The organism is Rhodovarius sp. (genome assembly GCF_040399605.1).
In the GTDB taxonomy this organism is placed as follows: Bacteria; Pseudomonadota; Alphaproteobacteria; order Acetobacterales; family Acetobacteraceae; genus Rhodovarius; species Rhodovarius crocodyli_A.
Map to the genome: position 1 here is coordinate 3,370 of NZ_JBBARU010000010.1, position 19,105 is coordinate 22,474.

Consider the following 19,105-nt stretch of genomic DNA (forward strand, 5'->3'; position numbering starts at 1 on the left):
GGCCTGCCGGTGCTGGTCAGTGACTGGGACGGGTTTCGCGACACGGTGCGCCATGGCCAGGATGGGTTTCGCATCCCCAGCCTGATGGCCGCCCCCGGCACGGCGCCCGATCTCGCCATGGCGCATGGCACGGGTGCCTTGGATTACGACCATTTCCTGGCCGCCACCACGCAGCTGGTGGCCATCGACATCGCCGCCACCACGGCCGCACTGGAGACGCTGGTCTTCGACGCCCCCGCCCGCCGCGCCATGGCGGCAGCGGCACAGTCCCGCGCGCGTGGCGAATTCGACTGGGCGCGCATCATCCCCCGCTGGCAGGATTTATGGGCCGAGCTGCGCTCGGTGCGCGAGCATGCCGCCGACCCGCCAAGCGGCCCCTCGCCGCTGCCCGCGCTGATGGACCACACCCAGCTCTTCGCCGCCTGGCCCAGCGCCATCCTGCAGCCCATGACAATGCTGGCGCGTGACCCCGCAGCCCCGGCCATGGGGCTGGCAGCCACCCTGGCCGTGCCGGCAGCCATCCACCCAAACCCCGATGCGCCAATGGCCGAGCGCCTCGCCCGGCTGCTGGCCAGCGTGCCGGAGCAGGACAGCATCACCGCCCAGGCCCTGCACGACGCAATGCCCGAGGCCGAGCGCCCCTTGGCCGGGCGGGGAATGCTGTGGCTGCTCAAGACCGGTTTTTTGCGGGTGGTGCCCGGCTGAACCAGCCGCCAGCCCAGTGAGAACGCTTGCCTTCTTCGGTAAATAATCCTATATACAGCCGGCTGCCGCTGTTTCCACAACCCCATCCGGCCCACCAGCGCTGGCCGCCCCAGCGCCAGCCCCCCTATTTGTCCGAACACGACATCTTTGCGCAATCAACGCGATACCCATGGCGCCGGCCTTGCGCCACCGCCACCTCCCTCGCTCGCCATCTCCCGCCGCTACACCTGGCGCGGCGGCGAAACCTGGCCGCAGGATTACCAACCACTCTGCCTAGACTTGCCCCTGCTGGTAAGTTGACCCGCTGTTTCTCGAGGAGTTGCGCCGGCAATTTGGCCTGGATGACCCACTGCATGTGCAGCTTTGGCTGTATCTCAAGGCTGTGGTGATGCTCGATTTGGGCTTCTCGCACCGCCAGCGGGTCATGATTGCAATGGCGCTGGAACCCGCGCTGCTGATTGCCGATGAGCCGACCACGGCGCATGATGCGACGACGCAAATGCAGATTTTGCGGCTGCTTCGCGAGATTAAGTCCCGCCAGGGCGCGGGAGTGCTGTTCATCACCTATGATTTTGGCGAGGTGGCTGAGATCGCCGACCGGGTGGCGGTGATGCAGCGCGGCCGGATTGTCGAAATGGGACCGACGGCGAAGGTTTTTGCAGCAGCCCAGCATGCCTATACCCGCAGCTTTTGGCGAGCATTCCAGGCGAGGCTTGGACGCCGCCGCAGGGCTGAGCGGATACCGGAAAGCACCTATGGCAGCGTCGATGTGGTGGATTTGTTGACCAGCGGCCAGGCGGGGGATCTCTTCATCTTTGGCTGATGCGAGGCGCTGGGTTTCGCCCCGCCTCTTCCTGTTGCATGCCATATCCTGCATTTTCCACCCCTCTTGCAGGGATGGGTAATGCGGATGGACCGGCTGGAATCGATGGCCGCCTTCGTGGCGGTGGCGGAGCGGGGCGGCTTCACCCCCGCCTCGCGGCATTTTGGCATGCCGGTGCCAAGCCTCAGCCGCAAGGTGAGCGAGTTGGAGGCGCATTTGCAGGTGCGGCTGCTCATCCGCAGCACGCGGCTGACGCTGCCCACCGAGGCGGGGCAGCGTTTTCTCATCATTGCGCGGCGTTTGCTCGAGGAGGTGGCGGAGGCTGAGCGCAGCATATTGGCCGATACCCCGCCCATGCGGGGGGAATTGCTGGTCAGCGCACCGCCGGCCCTGGGGCGGGAGCATCTCGCGCCGCTGCTGGCGGAATTCCTGCAGGCCTATCCGGATGTCTCGGTGCGGCTGCTGCTGACGGAGCGGTTGGTGAATTTGGCCGAGGAGGAGGTTGATGTCGGCTTGCGCATCGGCGCGGTTAGCGAGCCTGGCCTGGTTGCGCTGCCGCTGGGGGTGGTTCGGCGCATCACCTGCGCCAGCCCGGCCTATCTGGCGGCGCGCGGGGTGCCGGGCGAACCTGCCGCGCTGGCCGGGCATGAAGGCGTGACGCTGACCGATGAGCCGCCATCCGCCCCTTGGGAGTATGGCTCCCAGCGCGTCGCGCTGCGCAGCAGGCTTGCGGTGAGCCATGCCGCTGCCGCGGTGGCGGCGGCGGTGGGTGGTGCGGGTATCACGCGGGCATTGTGTTTCGAAGTGGCGGAGGCAGTGGCGGCGGGGCGGCTTGTGGTCCTGCTGCGCGCATTCGAACCCCCGCCCATGCCCTTGCAACTCGTCTATCCGCGCGGGCGGCATGTGCCACGCAAATGCAGCGCCTTCATTGATTTCATCCAGCCGCGGCTGCCGCCCAGGCTCATCTTCGCCGATGGCTGAGCCCATGGCGCTGCTATTCCCCTCAAGGCGAAACTGGTCCTAGACTTCCTCCTTGGGGACGCCGCCCCGTGCAGGACTTGCGGCCAAGGAAGCGTTGCAATGGATATCGGACCGCCCAAGACCCTGCCCGCTGACGGGCGGGATACCCAGGGCGAAGATCTGGCGGCAGGGCGACAATACCGGCGGGGCCGGCTGCGTATGGCTGGCCTTGTGCTGGTGGTGGTCTTGGCGCTGGGCGCGGCCGGGCGATGGCTGCACTGGCAATTCACCCATATCGTGCTCGATGATGCTCGGGTGGCGGGCGATATGGTGATGCTGGCCAGCCGCGTGCCGGGCTGGGTGCAGGCCCTGCCGGTCAGCGCTGGTGACAGGCTGGATCAGGGCGCGTTGCTGGTCCAGGTGGATGCACGCGAGGCGGCGCTGGTGGTGGCCGAATTGGAGGCGCGAATCGCCGGCATCGCCTCGCGCCAGGCCGAGTTGCAGGCGCGCCTCAGCATGGTGGACCGCCAAAGCGAGAGCCAGCATGCCGCGGCCGCAGCACGGCTTGAAGCCGCCCGCGCCACACTCAGCGGCGCCGAGGCGGAGCGCGCCTTCGCCGAGGCGGAGTTCTTGCGCGCCGACCGCCTCGTGGCCACCGGCGCGGGCACGCCGCAGCGGGTGGAGCAATTGCGCAGCCTGCGGGAATTGGGCCGGCAGCGGGCGATTGGCGCCGGGGCTGAAATCCGTCAGGCCGAGGCGCTGATGGCCGCGGCCCTGGCGGCGCGCGAGGAAATGGCAGTGATTGCCCGGCAGATTGAGGGCCTCACCCATCAGGCGCGCGAATTGACCGCCACGCGCGACCGCGCGGCACTGGATATGGCCGACCGCACCATCCGCATGCCCTTTGCCGGCGTGGTGGACCGTATTTTCGTCGATCCCGGCGAGTATGTGCTGGCCGGCCAGCGCATTCTGCTGGTCCACAACCCCGATGAGATTCGCATCGAGGCCAATGTGAAGGAGACGGATCTCCGCCATTTTCAGATCGGCACCCCGGTGCGGGTGAGCGTGGACGCCTGGCCAGGGCGGGTTTTCGAGGGGCGGGTGGACCGCCTGGTGCAATCGGCCACCAGCGAATTCGCCCTGCTGCCCAGCCCCAATCCTTCTGGCAATTTCACCCGCATCACCCAGCGGATGCCGCTGCGGGTGCGGCTTGACCCACCGCCGCCCTCTGGGCTGTTGCGGCCGGGGATGCTGGTGAAGATCGAGGCCGAGACGGGTGGGTGACGGGCCCTCGATTGCTGAGCTTTTTGCGCGATTTGGCCCGGCCTATCGCTGGTGGGTCACCCTCACCGCGCTGACGGGAACGATTTCCTGCATTCTCTCCTCCACCATCGTGGTGGTGGCGCAGCCTGATATCGTGGGCGCGCTGGGGATGGGGCAGGAGGAGGGGCAATTGCTCTCCACCGGTTTTCTTGCCGCCAATACCGGCTTCATGCTGCTCAATGCCTGGGCGGTGGAGCGGTTTGGGTTCCGGCGGACTTATGTGGTGTCGATTGGGATGTTTCTGCTGGCCTCGGTGGTGGCGGGGCTGACCAATTCGGCCGCGGTGATGGTGGCGGCGCGGGTGGCGCAGGGTGGCGCTGCCGGGCTTTTGCAGCCCTTGTCCATGCAGTTGATTTTTCTGGTGTTTCCGCCCGAGCGGCGGGGCACGGCCATGGGTATGTTCAGCTTTGGCGTGGTGATGGCGCCTGCTACTGGCCCCGCGCTGGGGGGTGTGCTGGTGGATAGTTTCTCCTGGCACGCGGTGTTCTGGCTGAGCCTGCCCACGGCCGCGCTGGGGCTGGTGATGGGCTGTGTGTTCATGCCCGGCCGGGTCTCGGGCAGGGCGCCGCGGGCGTTTGACTGGCTGGGGGCGGTGCTGCTGGCGCTCTCCATTGGCTTGCTGCTCTCGGGGCTGACAGATGGGCAGCATCATGGCTGGGGGGCGGATAGGGTGGTGGCGCAGCTGGTAGGCGCTGCCGCTGCCACGCTGGGCTTTGTGCTGTGGCAGGGGTTGGGGCCCTCGCCGCTGTTGGATTTGCGGGTGTTTCGCCATGGCGGCTTTGCCGCGGCCTCGCTGGTGGCCTTCATTTATGGCGGGGCGATTTTTGGCTCTACCTATTTGCTGCCGCTGCTGGTGCAGGGGGTGCAGGGCTATACCCCCACCCGCTCGGGGCTGATTTTGATGCCGGCGGGGATGGCGGTGGCGCTGGTGTTTCTTATCGCCGGCAGGCTGGCGGATATCATGGCGCCCTGGCTGCCGGTCTGCACGGGGCTTGCGCTGTTTGCCTGGTCGAGTTGGCTGATCGCCGGGGTGGGCACGGATACGGCGTTTTGGAGTTTGGCGATGTCCATTCTGCTCGGCCGGATCGGGCTGGGGCTGACCATGCCGAATATGAATGTGGGTGGAATGCGGGCCTTGCCGCCGGCGCTGTTCGGCCAGGGTGCGGGGGCGATCAATTTTTGCCGCATGCTGGGCGGGGCCTTTGGCACCAATCTGCTCGCGGTGTTCCTGGAGCGGCGAACCCAACTGCATGCCGATATGTTGAACGCCCAGATCGATGGCGGCAGCGCGACACTGGAGGCGCGGCGGCTGCTGGAAAATCTCTATGCCCAAGGTGGGCTGCCCGAGGTTATCCGGCGCGATGCGGCGCATGATTTCATGACGCGTATGGTGGAGGCGCAGGCCTCGCTGATGGGGTTTCGCGACGCTTTTGTCTTGGTGGCGGTGGTGTGTCTGCTGGCGATCCTGCCCGGTCTGACCTTGCGGCAGCGGCCGCGTTAGAGCATTTTCGAGCCTTGCAGCTTCGCAAGGCGGCTCGGAAAATGCGGGAAAACAAGAGCTAGGGCCGTCTCACCGTCTTCGCTTGCGGTGAAACGGCTCTAGCTGCGCTGCTTCGCGTTTTCCGCAGGGTCAGGCTTCCAAAAACGCCCTGACATGGGTTTTGACGAAGGCGGTATCCTGCGCATTGCCCATGGGGTTGCCGGCGCGGTGGCCCCAGATGCTGGGGATGGGCGTGAGTGTGCCGTGGCGCAGATGGGGCAATTCGGCCGCGTTATCGGCCACGCGGAAATAGAGGTCGGTCTCGCCGGGCATGAGCAGCACCTGGGCCTCGATGGCGGCCAGCGCCTGGGGTAGATCGCCGCCGGCGGCGATGTCGCCCGCGTCCCAGCATTTGGCCTGGGCGTAGAGATTGGCCGCGGCGCGGATGCCCCAGCGGGCCTCCCATTGGTTGCGCAGAAAACTCTCGAGGTCAGGCTCGGCCGCCAGATGCAGCCCGGCGCGGTAAAAATCCTGGCTCAGCGCCCAACTGGCATAGATGCGGGCGAAGGCGCGCATGCTGGCCACCGGCTCGGCCGAAAACCGGCCCTGGCCGATATATTCGGGGGCAGACTCCAGCACCGCCATCAGGCTGCGCAGGAAGACCTGATTATGCACCGCCGTGCGCGCCGAGCCGCAGAGGGCGATAATGCGCGAGACCATGCCCGGAAAGGCCGCCGCCCAGTGATAGGCCTGCTGCGCGCCCATCGACCAGCCATAGACGCAATGCACCCGCGCGATACCGAAATGCTCGGCCAGCAGGCGCTGCTGTGCGCGCACATTGTCCCAGGAGGTGACGAGGGCGGGGTAGTCCGGATCATTCGAGGGGCTGGAGGAGAGCCCATTGCCGAACATATCGGGCTGCACCACGAACCAGCGCGTGGGGTCGAGAATGCCATCGGGCCCGAGCAGCCATTGCAGCTCGGGCGCCTGGGCGGAGTAGCTGGTGGGATAGACCACCACATTGTCCCGCGCGGGTGAGAGCGTGCCATGGCTGTGCCAGCTCAGCTTGGCATCACGCAGCACACCACCGGCGGAGAGTGGCATGTCGCCGAGGTTGAAGACGCCGCTTTGGCGGGCCCAGCTCATCGGCCTGCCCGGGGCTGGAGCTGGGGCAGGTTTTTGCCAATGGCCATGCTGCGCTGCGCGTTCATGATGCTATCACCTTGCACGATCATCGGCTGGGCCATCATGGCGCAATCCTCGATGATGGGTAGGGCCCGCGCACCCGCCCCTTGAAGCGCGGCCCCTGCCACGCAACATCTCGGCGATGGAAACGCCGCGCCCGCCCATTCTGGACATGACCCCGGAGGGGAAATTCAACACCCCGCCGCCACCGAGCCCTATGGAACGCTTGGTGAGTGTTGTGCTGCGCGTTTGCCTGCTGGTGGCGGGGATCGCCGGGGTGCTGCTGCTGGCCTCGCTGGCGGTGGTGGCGATTGGGATTTTGCTGCCGATCCTGGCGGTGTCGGCGCTGACTGCCGGCGCTATAATGTGGTGGCGCCTTCGGCAGGCTCGGCGCGAGGGCCGGCCGCTGCGCTTTGTGGTTATTCGTCGGCCCTGAGCGCGCGTGACCGCGCCCTTTGGCCTCGACCCGGCCCGGCAATATGATGTCGGAAGGGATGGCCGCCCCACCACTGATGACAGCGCGCCCGCCACCTGGCTGAGTGCGAGGCACCGGCTGATGGTGGGGCTATTCGGCCTGGGGCTCTTGCTGGTGGGCGGGCTGGCCGGGATGAGTGTTGCTGCCCTGCTATCGGGTGCGCGGGGCTGGGCGGCCATGTTTGGGCTGGCCACGCTGCTGGCCTCACCGCTTTTGTTGCTGGGGCCGGTGCAGGATTGGTGGCGCCACCGTCGCGGCCGGCGCCAGGCCCATGCCAGCCGGCCCTGGCATGGCGATGATGATGGCTATGGCTGATCAGGCCACCAGGCGGGCAGGGGCCTCCGGCGCAAATTCGGCGGCCAGCAGGCGGTAGCTTTCGGCCCGGGCGGCAGCGCTGTGGCAGGGGCTGAGAATGGCCACTTCGCTGGCGACATGCGCCGCTGCCAGCGCCTCGATCCCGGCCCGCACCTGGGCCGGCGTGCCGATCAGCGCGCGGTCGCGCAGGCGCTGGACATGGGCGCGCTCGGCCGTGGAATAGGCATAGGCATCGGCCTCCTCGGGGCTGGGCAGCGGCAGGAAGCGGCCCTGGTCGCGCCATAGCCGGGCTAGGGCACGGGAGGAGAAGAGGCGATGCGCCTCGGCCTCGGTCGCAGCTGTCAGCGCGAAGACGGCCAGCGCGCCATTCGGCGTGGGGTTGGCGGCGCTGGGGCGGTAGCCCTGATGGTAGAGTTCCATTGCCTGCTCGCTGCCTGCGCCATCGGTGATGAAATAGGCATAGCAATAGGGCAGGCCGAAAAACGCCGCGACTTGGGCGCCGTAATCGCTGCTGCCCAGAATCCACAATTCAGGCTTGGTCGGCACTGCGGGGCTGGCGGTGACGGCGCGGAAGGGGTGGTCCACCGGCAGGCCATCGCCCAGCCAGCCTTGCAAATCACGAATTTGCTGCGGGAATTGATCGGCTGCGGTGCCGGCATTGGGGTTGAGCGCATAGGCGGTGCGGCCATCGCTGCCCGGTGCGCGGCCCAGGCCCAGATCGATGCGGCCGGGGGCGATGGCCTCCAGCACACGGAATTGCTCGGCCACTTTTAGCGCCGCGTAATGCGGCAGCATCACGCCCGCGCTGCCCACGCGAATGCGCCTTGTGGTGGCGGCGATGGCGCTGATCAGGATTTCCGGCGCCGAGCCGGCATGGGCGGAGGAATTATGGTGCTCGGCCAGCCAATAGCGGTGATAGCCCCATTGGTCGGCCATGCGGGCCAGGGCCAGGGTCTCGCGGACCGCGTCATCCGGCCCGCGGCCGGTCACGACGGAGGATTGGTCGAGGATGGAAAGGGCGATGGGCATGGCGGGAATGTGGGGCCTCTTTGCCGTTTTGGCCAGCGGCCCCACACTTGTTCCCCCGATGGGGGAGGGCTCAATCTTCCACGCGGGGTGGGCCGGCCAGCACGCCGCCATCGATGACCATGCTCTGTCCGGTCATGAAGCCCGAGGCGGCGCTGGCCAGGAAGACCGCTGCACCGGCGATCTCATCAGGCTCGCCAATGCGCTGCAGGGGGCTGTCACGGGTGCGCTTCTTCAGATTGGCCGCATCCTCCCACAAGGCGCGGGCGAAATCGGTGCGCACCAGGCCCGGGGCGATGGAATTTACCCGCACGCCCCGGGGGCCCCATTCGGTGGCCAGTGCCCGGGCCAATTGCATATCGGCCGCCTTGGAGACGCCATAGATGCCCAGCATGGGCGAGCCGCGGAAGCCGCCGATGGAGGAGATGAAAATGACCGAGCCCTCGCCCCGCGCCGCCATGGCCGGGATCACCATCTGGCTGAGCCAGAGATTGGAGCGGACATTGCCGTTCATGATCCGGTCATAAGCCTCGTCGGAAATCTCCTGGCTGGGGCCGAAATAAGGGTTCAGCGCCGCATTGCAGACCAGGATGTCCACCTGCCCCCAGGCGGCGATGGTGGCATCCACCAGGCCCTGCAAATCCTCCTTGCGGGAGATCGATGCGGCATGCGCCATGGCGGTGCCGCCATTGGCGGTGATTTCATCGACCACCGCCTGGCAGGCATCGAGCTTGCGCGAGGCGACGACAACCTTCGCGCCGTGCTGGGCGAGGCGAATGCAGATGGCGCGGCCAATACCGCGGCTTCCGCCGGTGACGATGGCGGTCTTGCCGCTGAGGTCGAAGAGATTGTTCAAGGTTGTTCCTCCGTATTGGCGCGATGCTAGGCCGGTATGGTGGATTTCTCCAAGGCGTGGCGCAGCAGCGCAACAATCGGGAGGCGAAACCGCGCGCGGCGGCTACAATGCCGCGATGACCCAATTCCGTTGCTTTCCGATGGACACCCAAAGCGCGCAGCGCTTCCGCGAGACGGGGCGCGATGATCGTGGTGGCCCGGTGCATCGCCGCGCCGTGGATGGCCCGGGCTTTCCCTGCCGGCATTGCCTGCGCCTGGGCCAGCCCGGCGAGACGATGCTGCTGGCGAGTTGGGACCTGCCGGCGCCGATCGGCCCCTATTGGACGCCCTCGCCGGTGTTTCTGCACGCGCATGATTGCGCGGCCATGATCGAGCAGGACCGGCTGCCGGAGACGGTAACGGAGAACAGCATCATCTCACTGCGGCATTACGATCATGCCGGGATGTGCCTCTATGATCTGGGCCTCGTGCTGCCGGGGCACGAGGCCGAGGCCCCTTTGCGCGAACGCCTGGCCGACCCGCGCGTGGCCTTTGTGAACATCCACACCGCCCGGCCGGGCTGCTGGCTGACGCGGGTGGAGCGGGGCTGAGGCGGCCCGGCGCTACATCATCCGCCCGCCGCTCAGCACACCGAGCAACCACAAGACCAGCACCACCATCAGAATGAGGCCAAGCACGCCGCCCAGCCCATTCGCGCCATAGCGGTTATAGCCATAATATCCGCCGCCGCCGCCGAGCAGCAGTAGGACTAGGACAATAATCACGATGTTGCTCATGGTGAGGCTCCGCTCGTCAGGGGTTGCGCATCGCGGCGCTGGGCTCACGGCCCAAAATGCCTAGCTGCGTGTGCGAACAACGCCGCCCGCAGGTGGAACGTTGCAAAGCCTGGAGTGGGAGGGCGCGGGTTAGGCGGCGGCGGCGATCCTGAACAGCGCCTCTTCGCGGCCGAGTGCGGCCAGCACGGCGTCAATCGGCGGCGATTGCAGGCTGCCGGTCAGCGCCGCCCGCAAGGGCTGGGCCACGGCGCCGAGTTTGACCCCCTCGGCCTCGGCGAAGGTTTTCAGGCAGGCCTCCAGTGCAGGCTTGGTCCATTCCGCACCACCGAGCGCCTGGGCCAGCCGGGCCAGCCGGCCTTGGGCCTCTTCTGTCAGCATGGCGCGGGCCTTCTCATCGGCCGGTGGTGCGCCGTGGCCGAGGGCGAAGCGGGCCCCTTCGGCCAGTTCCAGCACCGATTTCGCCCGCTCCTGCATTGCCGGCATCAGCGCCTCGATGCGGGCCATGCCTTGGGCATCGGGCGAGAGGCGCTCTGCCACCATCGCCGCCAGCCGCGCCGGTTCCGCCGCGCGCAGATAGACGCCGTTGATATGGCTGAGCTTGGCGTAATCCATCCGTGAGGCGGCGCGGCCGACATCGGCGATGTCGAAGATGTTTTGCGCCTCGGCATGGGTGATGATCTCGGTATCGCCATGGCCCCAGCCCAGGCGCAGCAGAGCATTCAGCGCCGCTTCGGGCAGCACGCCCTGGTCGCGCCATTCCAGCACACCCACCGCGCCGTGGCGCTTGGAGAGCTTGGCGCCATCCGCGCCATGGATCAGCGGCACATGGGCGAATTCCGGCCGCGCCCAGCCCATGGCGTCGAAGACCATGCATTGGCGGAAGGTATTGGTCAGGTGGTCATCGCCGCGGATGACATGGGTGATTTCCATGTCGTGGTCATCGACCACCACGGCGTGGAGATAGGTGGGGGTGCCGTCGCTGCGCAGGATGATCATGTCATCGAGTTCGGCATTGCGCACTTCGACGCGGCCCTGCACCAGGTCATTCACCACAGTTGAGCCCTCACGCGGGGCCTTGATGCGGATGGCGAAGGGTTTTTCGGCTTCGGCCGGGCCGGGCGCGCGGTCGCGCCAATAGCCATTGTAATGGGGGGGGCGGCCTTCGGCCTGCGCGGCCTCACGCATCGCCTTGAGTTCATCGGCGGTTTCATAGGCGCGATACGCTTTTCCGGCGGCGAGCAGGGCATGCGCCACCTCGGCATGGCGGGCCTCGCGGGTGCTTTGCATCACCGGCGGCGCATCGGGGGAGAGGCCGAGCCAGGCGAGGCTTTCGATGATCTGCGCCACCGCCTCGGGGGTGGAGCGGGATTTATCAGTATCCTCGATCCGCAGCAGATATTGCCCGCCATGGCGATGGGCGAAGAGCGCGTTGAAATACGCCGTGCGTGCCCCGCCAATATGCAGGAAGCCGGTGGGGGAGGGCGCGAAGCGGGTGCGGATGGTCATGCGCCCGATATCCGCGCGCGGGCGGGCTTCGTCCAGGGCCCCGGCGGGTAATTTTGCCGGCAGCGTCAAGGGTTTTTTTCGGGGGGGCAATGAAAACGATTTCGGTGTCGAGTCGCGCTCGAGTCGGTGAAGAAAAATATTCGCTAGGGCATGAAATATTTCGTGAGAGGTAAATTATTCAATTTGCATTGACCGAGTCGCCCGAGTCGTTTCTAGGGTTGCATATGGTGCAATCAGCGGTTGTTTCGAGCGCTTCGATACCACTTCGCCTGCCGCGGCCATTGGCCTGACGGGAAGCGCTGATCGCCGCCGCAGCGGCGCAGCAGCCGCATTTGGCGCTCTGGCTACCAGTGGCGCTGGGTTGCGGGATTTTACTCTACTTTCAGTTGTGGTTTGAGCCCTCGGCTCTCGCCCAGTCCGCTTTTCTGCCGCCGCTGCTGCTGGGGGGCTGGCTGGTGGGGCGGCAGGCTTGGCTCGCCTGGGGCATGGGCATGCTCGCGGCCCTGCTGCTGGGCTTTGGCCTCGCCGGCTGGCATGCCGGCCGCGCCGCACTGCCGTTGGAATTGCCCCGCACCGCCGTGATGGTGGAGGGGCTGGTCACCGATATCGACCGCCTGCCCGAGGGGCTGCGCGTCACCCTGCAGGGCGCGACCTGGGAGGGGAGTGCCCCGGCCGCGCGGCATATCCGGGTGCGGCTGCGCGCCGATGAGCAATTCCAGCCCATGCCGGGGCAAACCATCCGGCTGCGGGCCTTGCTCCGCCCGCCCTCCGCCCCCACCCATCCGGGGGCTTGGGATTTTCAGCGCGCCGCCTGGTTCTCGGGGCTGGGCGGCAGCGGCTTTGCCCTCGGCCCGGCCATGTTGCTGCGTGATGGCGGCGAAGCACCGGCCCTGGCCGGGCTGCGGGCCGAGATTGAGGCGCGGGTCCAGGCCAGTATTGCCGGGCCGGCCGGCGCCATCGCCGCCGCGCTGATCACCGGCGGGCAATCCGCCATCCCCCAGGCCGAGATGAATGCGATGCGCGATTCCGGTCTCGCGCATTTGCTCAGCGTCTCGGGGCTGCATATCGCCATTGTCATGGGGCTGGGTTTTACCGTGTTGCGCGCGGGTCTGGCGCTGTGGCCCTGGTTGGCGCTGCGGGTGAATGTGAAGCTGCCGGCATCGCTGGGTGCGCTGGCCTTGGGTGGCTTCTATATGCTTCTGACCGGGGCGGAGGTGCCGATGCAGCGCAGCTTCGCCATGGCGGCGCTGGTCACGCTCGGCCTGCTGATCGGCCGGCGGGCCTTGACCTTGCGCGGCCTCGCCATCGCCTTCGCCATGGTGCTGACCTTGCAGCCGGCGGCCATCATGGGGCCCTCCTTTCAGATGAGTTTTGCCGCGGTGCTGGCGCTGGTGGCGGCCTGGGAATGGGGCAGGGGGTATGTGCGGCCGCAGCCTGGCGGCAGAGGCTGGTGGCACCGCGCCTGGCTGGTGTTTCTGGCCTCCATCCTCACCTCGCTGCTGGCCGCTGCTGCCACCACGCCCTTTGGCCTGCATCATTTCGGCCGGCTGCAAATCTATGGCGTGGCGGCCAATGCGCTGGCGGTGCCGCTGACCAGCCTGCTCATTATGCCAAGCGCGCTGCTGGCCAGCCTGCTGATGCCCTTTGGCTTGGAGGCTTGGCCGCTGCGTATCATGGCGGCGGGGGTGGAGGCGGTGCTGGCCATTGCCCGGGAAGTGGCGGCATGGCCCGGGGCGTCGCTCTCCGCCACGCCGCTGCCGGGCTGGGGCTTGGGGCTTTGCGCCTTGGGGATGGTGTGGCTCGCATTGTGGCGCGGGCCGGCGCGCGCGGCGGGGGCCGCGCTATTGGTCATTGGCCTGGCCAGTGGCAGCGCCAGCCCGCCACCTGATGCGCTGATCTCCGCCGATGCGCGGCTGATCGCGCTGCGCAATGCCCAGGGCGAGGTTTTCATTCAGCGTGCCTCGGGGGCGACGCGCTTCACCCGGGACGCCTGGCTGCGCGGCTGGGGGGAGGCGGAGGGTGCCGCCATGCCCGAGCAGGGTGGCGAGGCGGGGCTGGATTGCCAGGGGGGGCTATGCCGGCTTCGCCTCACCGCCGATGGGCCTATGCTGGCCATGCTGCGCCACACCCCACCGCCGCCGCGTGGCCGGGCCGCCGGCCGCCGCGACACGCCGCCCCCGGCCGAGGCGCCCTGTGGCGCGGCCGAGATCATACTCTCGCCCGAGCCAGTGCGCGGCCGCTGCGAAGGCTCGGTGGTGATTGACCGGTTCAGTGTCTGGCGTGATGGCGCCCATGCCGTCTGGCTCACTGCGACCGGGCCTGTGGTGCTGAGCCACCGTGCGGCGCGCGGGGATCGGCCTTGGGTCCCACCGCGGCCGCTGCCGCGCTGGACCCCCGATAACCTGCCCTTGGCCTCTAGCGAATAGGCTGCGGCGCAGCCGCGTCGGGCGCTGCGTATTGGTTCTGCCGCTCGCAATCGGCGGCCATGCGGTCGCGGCGGAATTGCCGGCCCATCTGGTCGGTCACCGCGCGTGAGGAGAGCACCGAGCTTTCGGTGCCCAGGCGGGAATCGCGCTCATCCTCGCGCATCAACTGGCCACGATCCTGCCGGGCGATCGTGCGGTCCGCCGCCTCGCGGCAGGCGGCGCGTACGCTGACATTCTGCTGCAGGTTGATATCGCGGCCTTCAGGGCGCGGGGCTGCGGGGTCAAACACGCTACAGGCGCCCAGCAGAAGGAGGAGGGATAGCAAAGGAAGGGATCGCGGCATGGGGGCAGCATAAACCCTCACCCACCCCTCTGTCGAATGCCGTGTGAAGCTTATTCCGCCATCAGGATCGAAACCGCGCTCTGGCAGGCGATGCCCTCCTCACGGCCGGCAAAGCCCAGCCGCTCGGTGGTGGTGGCCTTCACGCCCACGCGGGTGACATCCACGCCCAGCAGCGCCGCCAGCCGCTGCTCCATGGCACGGGCATGCGGGCCGATCTTGGGGCGCTCGCAAATCAGCGTGACATCGGCATTGACCAGCCGCCCGCCGCGCGCGGCGATTCGTCCCGCCGCATGGAGCAGGAATTGCGCGCTATCGGCATCCTTCCACTTCATCTGGCTGGGCGGGAAATGCCGGCCGATATCGCCCTCGCCCAGCGCGCCGTAAATCGCATCGCAAAGCGCATGAATGCCCACATCGGCATCCGAATGCCCATCCAGGCCGAGGCTATGGGGCACCGCGATGCCACAGAGAATGAGCGGGCGGCCGGGCACCAGGCGATGGACGTCAAAGCCGGTGCCGACACGGCAGACCATTTGGGGGGTGGGTATCGTCACGCGGTCGAGATCCTCGGGGAAGGTGATTTTCACATTGCGCTCGCTGCCCGGCACCAGGGCCACGGCCTCCCCCATGCGCTCGAGCAATTCGGCATCATCGGTGGCATCCTCGGGTGCGGCCTCATGGGCGGCGACGAGGCTGGCATAGCGGAAGCCCTGCGGCGTTTGCGCCCGGTAGAGCCCGGCGCGCGGCACGGTGGCGCTGATCATGCCCGCCGCACCGCGTTTGAGCGTATCGCTCACCGGCTGGGCTGGGATGGCGCCGGGGCTGGCCTCCAACGCGGCCAGCAAGGCGGCCACGGTGCCGGGCGGCACCAGCGGGCGGGCACTGTCATGCACCAGCACCAGATCGGGGGCGCGGCCCGCCAATGCGGCAAGCCCCGCGCGCACCGAGGCCGGGCGGCTGGCCCCGCCCGCCACCGGGGGCAGCGCGGGCAGGCCCTGCAACATCGCCGCCAGCACCGCCTCCTGCCCCGCGGGGCAGACCGGCTGAATCGCCGCGACCAGGCCCTCGGCCAGCAGCGCCTCGGCCGCGTGGCGCAGCACGGGCTTGCCGGCGATCTCCAGATATTGCTTGGGCCTATCGGCGCCAAAGCGTGTGCCCTGGCCCGCCGCCAGCAGAATTGCCACCACATCCATGGCTTTGCCGGTTACGGCAGATTCCGCGTGACGGCAAACCGATGATGCGTGTTGCCCAGACCTTGGGCTTTCTGTATGGCTGCACAGATGTTGTGCAACCCTCCTCTCAAGCCGATCGATCTGGCGCCGGGTCTGCGCATAGAAACGCCGGTGATCCTCGCCCCCATGTCGGGCGTGACGGACCTGCCCTTTCGCCGTCTGGCGCGTGCCGAGGGCACCGGGCTGGTCGTGTCGGAAATGATCGCAAGCCAGGCGATGATCCGGCAGAACCGCCAATCGCTGATGATGGCCGATGTGGATGGCCAGGCGAGCCAGTCCTCGGTGCAACTCGCTGGCTGCGAATCGGCGGTGATGGCCGAGGCTGCGAAGCTGGTGGTCTCGCTCGGCGCCTCCATCGTCGATATCAATTTCGGCTGCCCGGTGAAGAAGGTGGCGGTGGGCCAATCTGCCGGCTCGGCGCTGATGCGCGATGAGATCGCCGCGGCGCGCATTCTCGAAGCCGTGGTCCGCGCCGTGGATGTGCCCGTCACGCTGAAGATGCGCATGGGCTGGGACCATCATTCGCTCAATGCGCCCAATCTGGCGCGCATTGCGCAGGAATGCGGCATCAAGCTGGTCACCATTCATGGCCGCACCCGGCAGATGCTCTATACCGGCACGGCGGATTGGCATTTCATTGCCAAGGTCAAGGCCGCCGTCACCATCCCCGTCATCGCCAATGGCGATATCCTGACGGTGCAGGATGCCGCCAGCGCCATGGCGGCGAGCGGCGCCGATGGCGTGATGATCGGCCGTGGCTGCTATGGCCGGCCGTGGTTCCCCCGCCAGGTGGCGCATTATCTGCGCACGGGCGAGGCGCTGCCGGACCCCATGCTGGCCGAGCAATACGCCATTTTGTTGCAGCATTACCGCGCCATGTTGGCGCATTACGGCACTCAGGCTGGTGTTCGCATCGCGCGCAAGCATGTCGCCTGGTATTCCAAGGGCCTGCGCGGCGGTGCGGAATTCCGCATGGGCGTCAACCGGGTGGAGACGCCGCAGGAGGCGGAGGCGCTGATGGAGGGTTTCTACCGCCCCCTCATTGAGGCGCCGCAGCCTGAGCGGCTGGCGGCATGAGTGGCCGCATGGCGAGCCTCGCCCGCCGTGCCGCCAATGACCGTCCTGCGCTGCCCGATGCCGCATCAGTGCTCTCAGCCCTGCCTATGCCGGCGGTGGTGCTTGATGCCAATGATCAGTTCCGCTTCGCCAATCAGGCGGCGGAGCAATTCTTCCAGCAATCCATCGCCACCCTGATGGGCATGTCGCTCGGCGAATTTCTGGCCGAGGATAGCCGGGTCTTTGCCCTGCTGCGCCAAGTCCGCATCCAGGATTCACCGGTCTCCGACCATGATCTATTGCTGCAAAGCCCGCGGCTGAACCGCTCCGGCGTCTCGGCCCATGGTGCGCCGCTGCCCGAGATGGCGGGCGCTGTGGTGCTCACCCTGGCCGATGGCAGCACGGCGGCGATGCTGGACCGGCAGTTGAATTTCCTCGGCGCCGCGCGCGGTGCCACCGCCATGGCTGCGATGCTGGGCCATGAGATCAAGAACCCGCTTTCGGGCATTCGTGGTGCGGCGCAATTGCTCGAGCAGAATGCCTCCGAAGCCGATATCGAACTCACCCAACTCATCCAGGATGAAACCGACCGCATCCGCAACCTCATCGACCGGATGGAAATGTTCTCCGACCGGCCGATCGACCGGGCGCCGGTGAATATTCACCGCGTGCTGGACCATGTGCGGCGGGTGTCGCAATCGGGCTTTGCCTCGCATCTGCGCATTGTCGAGGAATATGACCCCTCGCTGCCGCCGGTTTGGGGCAATCGGGACCAGCTGGTGCAAATCCTGCTTAACCTGGTGAAGAACGCGGCCGAGGCGCTGAGCGAGAGCGGCCAGGAGCGTGGCGAGATACATCTCATCACCGCCTATCATCATGGCGTGCGCATCGCGGTGCCCGGAACCTCGGAGCGGGTGCATCTGCCGCTGCAGATCATCGTGCGCGATAATGGCCCTGGCATCCCTGAGGAGCTGCGCAGCAACCTCTTCGAGCCCTTCATCACCACCAAGCGGGGCGGGCAGGGCCTCGGCCTCGCCCTTGTGGCCAAGCTTGTGTCCAATCACGGCGCGCTGATCGAATGCGACAGCCGGCCCGGCCGCACCTCCTTCCGCCTTTCCATGCCCGCGCCACCGCCGGGTGAACCCATTCCGCTGGAGCTTGATTAGACAATGGGTGAACCCCGTTCGGTGCTCATCGCCGATGATGACCGCGCCATCCGCACCGTGCTCTCCCAGGCGCTGGGCCGCGCCGGCTATAATGTGCGCGCCACCGCCTCGGCCAGCACGCTCTGGCGCTGGGTGGAGGATGGCGAGGGTGACCTGGTGATCACCGATGTGGTGATGCCCGATGAGAATGGCCTGGACCTGCTGCCGCGGATCAAGCGCATCCGCCCTGATCTGCGGGTGGTGGTGATGAGCGCGCAATCCACCTTTACCACCGCTGTGAAGGCGGCGCAGCGCGGCGCCTTTGAATACCTGCCCAAGCCCTTTGATCTGAAGGAGCTGCTGGCGGTGGTGGAGCGCGCCCTGGCCACGCCTGCCGCCACCGAAGCCCCTGATGAGGAGGCCGGCCCGCCGGAGAAACTGCCCCTGGTTGGCCGCTCGCCCGCCATGCAGGATATTTATCGCACCGTCGCTCGCCTCACCACCACCGACCTCACTGTCATGGTCACCGGTGAGAGCGGCACCGGCAAGGAGCTGGTGGCCCGCGCGCTGCATGATTATGGCAAGCGCCGGCAGGGGCCTTTCGTGGCCATCAACATGGCCGCCATCCCGCGCGAGCTGATCGAGAGCGAGCTCTTCGGCCATGAGCGTGGCGCCTTCACCGGCGCGCTGACCCGTGGCGTGGGTCGTTTCGAGCAGGCTGCCGGCGGCACGCTGTTTCTCGATGAGATCGGCGATATGCCGGCCGAAGCGCAAACGAGGCTGCTGCGCGTGCTGCAGGAGGGCGAATTCACCACGGTGGGCGGACGCCAGCCGATCAAGGCCAATGCCCGCATCGTGGCCGCGACCCATCGTGATTTGCGCGCCTCCATCCGCGCCGGGCTGTTTCGGGAGGATCTGTTTTACCGGCTGAATGTGGTGCCGCTGCGCCTGCCGCCCTTGCGCGAGCGCACCGAGGATATCGGCCTGCTGGCCCGGCATTTCCTGGACCGTGCCAAGGCCTCGGGCCTCGCCTTCAAGCAGCTCACCCCCGCTGCCGTGGAGCGCCTCAAGCGCCACCCCTGGCCGGGCAATGCGCGAGAGTTGGAAAACCTGATGCGCCGCCTCGCCGCGCTCTACCCGCAGGAGACCATCGATGAGGGGGCGGTGAATGCCGAACTCGCCGAGGCCGAGACCAGCCCCGATGGCGCGCCACGTGCCCAGGAAACGCTGGAACAGGCGGTGGAGCGCCACCTCAAGGCCTTCGTCGCCGCGCATAAGGATGGCCTTCCGGTGCGCGACCTGCATGAGCGGGTGATGGCCGAGGTGGAGCGCCCGCTGCTGCGTCTGGCGCTCAGCGCCACGCGCGGCAACCAGATCAAGGCCGCCGCCATGCTCGGGCTGAACCGCAACACGCTGCGCAAGAAGCTGCGCGACCTGGAATTGCCTGTCGTGCGCGGGATCAGTTGATGCCGCG

The 19,105-nt window shown here is 67.4% G+C and carries 18 protein-coding genes and 1 pseudogene; 12 read left to right on the top strand and 7 right to left on the bottom strand.

What is annotated here, in order from left to right:
• From ABWP84_RS05040 to ABWP84_RS05060, 5 genes and pseudogenes are all read left to right on the top strand, one after another.
• Nucleotides 1-705: pseudogene (locus tag ABWP84_RS05040) on the top strand (hypothetical protein); the annotation flags it as partial.
• 319 nt (nt 706-1,024) lie between these two features.
• The gene (locus tag ABWP84_RS18535) at nt 1,025-1,528 is read left to right on the top strand and encodes a hypothetical protein (RefSeq protein ID WP_408904239.1); all 504 of its coding nucleotides are present in this window, start codon (nt 1,025-1,027) and stop codon (nt 1,526-1,528) included.
• Nucleotides 1,529-1,615: 87 nt separating this feature from the next.
• The gene (locus ABWP84_RS05050; protein WP_353210909.1) at nt 1,616-2,509 is read left to right on the top strand and encodes a LysR substrate-binding domain-containing protein; all 894 of its coding nucleotides are present in this window, start codon (nt 1,616-1,618) and stop codon (nt 2,507-2,509) included.
• Nucleotides 2,510-2,608: 99 nt separating this feature from the next.
• Nucleotides 2,609-3,772, top strand: a complete 1,164-nt coding sequence (locus tag ABWP84_RS05055) for an HlyD family secretion protein (protein ID WP_353210910.1) — start codon at nt 2,609-2,611, stop codon at nt 3,770-3,772.
• A complete protein-coding gene (locus tag ABWP84_RS05060; RefSeq protein ID WP_353210911.1) occupies nt 3,765-5,312 on the top strand; it encodes a DHA2 family efflux MFS transporter permease subunit in 1,548 nt (515 codons plus the stop codon). The genes ABWP84_RS05055 and ABWP84_RS05060 overlap by 8 nt, the downstream gene beginning before the upstream one ends.
• Before the next feature lie 129 nt (nt 5,313-5,441).
• Here ABWP84_RS05060 and ABWP84_RS05065 read toward each other — a convergent pair whose 3' ends face one another.
• Nucleotides 5,442-6,437 (bottom strand): alpha/beta fold hydrolase, encoded by a 996-nt coding sequence (locus tag ABWP84_RS05065; protein WP_353210912.1) that lies wholly within the window; start codon nt 6,435-6,437, stop codon nt 5,442-5,444.
• A gap of 181 nt (nt 6,438-6,618) precedes the next feature.
• Here ABWP84_RS05065 and ABWP84_RS05070 point away from each other — a divergent pair, with 181 nt between their 5' ends.
• Complete coding sequence (locus ABWP84_RS05070) at nt 6,619-6,912, top strand: hypothetical protein (RefSeq protein ID WP_353210913.1); 294 nt, start codon at nt 6,619-6,621, stop codon at nt 6,910-6,912.
• 6 nt (nt 6,913-6,918) lie between these two features.
• On the top strand, nt 6,919-7,266 hold the full coding sequence (locus ABWP84_RS05075; protein ID WP_353210914.1) for a hypothetical protein: 348 nt from the start codon (nt 6,919-6,921) through the stop codon (nt 7,264-7,266).
• On the opposite strand, the gene ABWP84_RS05080 is transcribed toward ABWP84_RS05075, so the two are convergent.
• Both ABWP84_RS05080 and ABWP84_RS05085 read right to left on the bottom strand, forming a co-directional pair.
• Nucleotides 7,267-8,295, bottom strand: a complete 1,029-nt coding sequence (locus tag ABWP84_RS05080) for an LLM class flavin-dependent oxidoreductase (RefSeq protein ID WP_353210915.1) — start codon at nt 8,293-8,295, stop codon at nt 7,267-7,269.
• 70 nt (nt 8,296-8,365) lie between these two features.
• Nucleotides 8,366-9,148, bottom strand: coding sequence for an SDR family oxidoreductase (locus tag ABWP84_RS05085; protein ID WP_353210916.1), 783 nt, complete (start codon nt 9,146-9,148; stop codon nt 8,366-8,368).
• A 115-nt stretch (nt 9,149-9,263) separates the two neighbouring features.
• Between ABWP84_RS05085 and ABWP84_RS05090 the strand changes: the two genes are divergently transcribed.
• Complete coding sequence (locus tag ABWP84_RS05090; protein WP_353210917.1) at nt 9,264-9,737, top strand: DUF1203 domain-containing protein; 474 nt, start codon at nt 9,264-9,266, stop codon at nt 9,735-9,737.
• 12 nt (nt 9,738-9,749) lie between these two features.
• On the opposite strand, the gene ABWP84_RS05095 is transcribed toward ABWP84_RS05090, so the two are convergent.
• Both ABWP84_RS05095 and gltX read right to left on the bottom strand, forming a co-directional pair.
• Complete coding sequence (locus ABWP84_RS05095; RefSeq protein WP_353210918.1) at nt 9,750-9,923, bottom strand: DUF3309 family protein; 174 nt, start codon at nt 9,921-9,923, stop codon at nt 9,750-9,752.
• 129 nt (nt 9,924-10,052) lie between these two features.
• Complete coding sequence (gene gltX / locus ABWP84_RS05100; protein ID WP_353210919.1) at nt 10,053-11,429, bottom strand: glutamate--tRNA ligase; 1,377 nt, start codon at nt 11,427-11,429, stop codon at nt 10,053-10,055.
• Nucleotides 11,430-11,761: 332 nt separating this feature from the next.
• Between gltX and ABWP84_RS05105 the strand changes: the two genes are divergently transcribed.
• Nucleotides 11,762-13,855: a ComEC/Rec2 family competence protein gene (locus tag ABWP84_RS05105; protein WP_353210920.1), complete on the top strand. Its 2,094-nt coding sequence runs from the start codon at nt 11,762-11,764 to the stop codon at nt 13,853-13,855.
• Here the strand turns inward: ABWP84_RS05105 and ABWP84_RS05110 are convergent.
• Both ABWP84_RS05110 and ABWP84_RS05115 read right to left on the bottom strand, forming a co-directional pair.
• Nucleotides 13,845-14,198, bottom strand: coding sequence for a hypothetical protein (locus ABWP84_RS05110; protein ID WP_353210921.1), 354 nt, complete (start codon nt 14,196-14,198; stop codon nt 13,845-13,847). The two genes, ABWP84_RS05105 and ABWP84_RS05110, sit on opposite strands and share 11 nt — an antisense overlap.
• 50 nt (nt 14,199-14,248) lie before the next feature.
• A complete protein-coding gene (locus tag ABWP84_RS05115; RefSeq protein WP_353210922.1) occupies nt 14,249-15,391 on the bottom strand; it encodes a bifunctional 2-C-methyl-D-erythritol 4-phosphate cytidylyltransferase/2-C-methyl-D-erythritol 2,4-cyclodiphosphate synthase in 1,143 nt (380 codons plus the stop codon).
• 87 nt (nt 15,392-15,478) lie between these two features.
• Between ABWP84_RS05115 and dusB the strand changes: the two genes are divergently transcribed.
• Genes dusB through ntrC form a run of 3 tightly spaced genes read left to right on the top strand, consistent with a single transcriptional unit; the run spans nt 15,479 to nt 19,098 of the window.
• Nucleotides 15,479-16,507: a tRNA dihydrouridine synthase DusB gene (dusB, locus tag ABWP84_RS05120; protein WP_353210969.1), complete on the top strand. Its 1,029-nt coding sequence runs from the start codon at nt 15,479-15,481 to the stop codon at nt 16,505-16,507.
• Nucleotides 16,504-17,652 (top strand): ATP-binding protein, encoded by a 1,149-nt coding sequence (locus tag ABWP84_RS05125; RefSeq protein ID WP_353210923.1) that lies wholly within the window; start codon nt 16,504-16,506, stop codon nt 17,650-17,652. Before dusB ends, ABWP84_RS05125 begins: the two co-directional genes overlap by 4 nt.
• A 3-nt stretch (nt 17,653-17,655) precedes the next feature.
• Nucleotides 17,656-19,098, top strand: a complete 1,443-nt coding sequence (gene ntrC / locus ABWP84_RS05130; RefSeq protein ID WP_353210924.1) for a nitrogen regulation protein NR(I) — start codon at nt 17,656-17,658, stop codon at nt 19,096-19,098.
• Nucleotides 19,099-19,105: the final 7 nt, after the last annotated feature.